The sequence below is a fragment of the Marinobacter sp. G11 genome (assembly GCF_021282325.1).
Lineage (GTDB): Bacteria > Pseudomonadota > Gammaproteobacteria > Pseudomonadales > Oleiphilaceae > Marinobacter > Marinobacter vinifirmus.
In genome coordinates, this window is sequence record NZ_JAJSPB010000095.1 from 1 (window position 1) to 1,386 (window position 1,386).

Below are 1,386 nucleotides of genomic sequence, written 5' to 3' on the forward strand. Positions count from 1 at the left end.
TTGATCGTTTACCGTAAGATTAAAGGGTGCTGGTTTCCGGGCCAAAACAGAGTCTCCGAGCTCGTAAATAATAGCTCGAATTGTAGCACATTTTCGCTTAGGGATTAACCAGACGGAACACTAGCAGGCATTTGCTATGCGGAGGCCAAGAGTAAGGCAAATGCTCTGGGTATTTACGCCGCAGACACGTCGCTCTGGTCGGAGACTGTGCACGTCCGGAAGCTTTTGCGGGCATTCGGTATCTCGGTGTCGCCCAAAGAAACACCGTTCGAGTCTTGGGAGTGCCTTCCAGACAAGGCCCTTATGGCGATTAAATGGCGTATGGAACAGGGCAAACCATTCTGGCATTGGGTTGTGTTTGTCAGAGAGGGCGGCGAGGCAAAGGTGCTGGACTCCAAAAAGGCACTGAAATCGAACGTCCGCCGGGATTTCGGGCGCATGAAGCCCAAGTGGTACATTGAGGTATCCAATTAACAAGGCGCAGCAGTGCGCGGCCTATGGCCGCCGGACGCCCTTTCCGTGGCCCCTTCGTCGCCACTCCAAGGTCGCCGCTGTGCTTCGGCGTTATGCAAAGGGAGTTTGAATGGGGATATCAGATGAGTTTGGCAAGTTCGGAGCGAAGCTCAAAAATGTGAATTGGTCTGTTTCCGCAGAGAACACGGATGGAGAGTTGGTTGTTAGCCTCTGGAAACACTTCTTCGAGCCGCCGGAAGACGGGAAGATCCGCTATGTTGATTCGGTCACTCGCTGGTCAGGACACGGCAATAAAGAATTCAAGGAACGTCTAGCCAAAGCGTACGACAATCAGCAGGTTGTACGTGCAGTCATCGCCCGAACAAGTGATGAAAACGCCGTTCGGCGAGGTGAAGATGCCAGCAAGTTGAAAAACTCATTTGGAGCAAAGCTTGATTGGGTGGGCGTGGTGTCTCATTGGGATGGTGACAACTTCATAATTGAGTTTGAGCGTGAAGCCCACAATGCATAACCAGGCAGTCAACCGGACACCAAAAGCGTGGCGCTTTTGGTTCCCTCCGCTGCGCTCCGGCGCCGGTTACCGCAGGCGCTATACGGCCCCCAAACATTATCGTAAATTTCAGAATCTAACCAAGTATATTAATCGGAAAGAAGAATTTATTCAGGGTTGAAAATATATGCAATACATAAAAAAGCTTAAGTTGAGTAATTTCAAACGTTTCGAGAAACTTGAGTTAGAATTTGAACAAGGAATAAACACAATTATAGGGGACAATGAATCAGGGAAAAGCACCATCCTTCAGGCTATTGACTTGGTTTCGAGCGGCAACCGAAATAGAATCGAGTCATCTGGCATTGAATCACTACTAAACAAAGCTTCAGTCAAAAGTTATTTTATTGGAGATAAAAAAT

At 48.7% G+C, this 1,386-nt stretch carries 3 protein-coding genes; all 3 read left to right on the forward strand.

The window, feature by feature from the left end:
• Positions 1–303: 303 nt before the first annotated feature.
• On the forward strand, positions 304–474 hold the full coding sequence (locus LWH94_RS19150; RefSeq protein WP_232903301.1) for a hypothetical protein: 171 nt from the start codon (positions 304–306) through the stop codon (positions 472–474).
• A gap of 109 nt (positions 475–583) precedes the next feature.
• Positions 584–985 (forward strand): hypothetical protein, encoded by a 402-nt coding sequence (locus LWH94_RS19155; protein WP_232903302.1) that lies wholly within the window; start codon positions 584–586, stop codon positions 983–985.
• Positions 986–1,151: 166 nt separating this feature from the next.
• Positions 1,152–1,386, forward strand: a 235-nt coding sequence (locus tag LWH94_RS19160; protein WP_232903303.1) for an AAA family ATPase, incomplete at its 3' end; no start/stop codon positions are given.

What these genes read in the sequence shown, in the direction of transcription:
- LWH94_RS19150 (WP_232903301.1), top strand. Translation starts at nt 304, where the DNA reads ATGGCGATTAAATGGCGTATGGAACAGGGCAAACCATTCTGGCATTGG.
- LWH94_RS19155 (WP_232903302.1), top strand. Translation starts at nt 584, where the DNA reads ATGGGGATATCAGATGAGTTTGGCAAGTTCGGAGCGAAGCTCAAAAAT.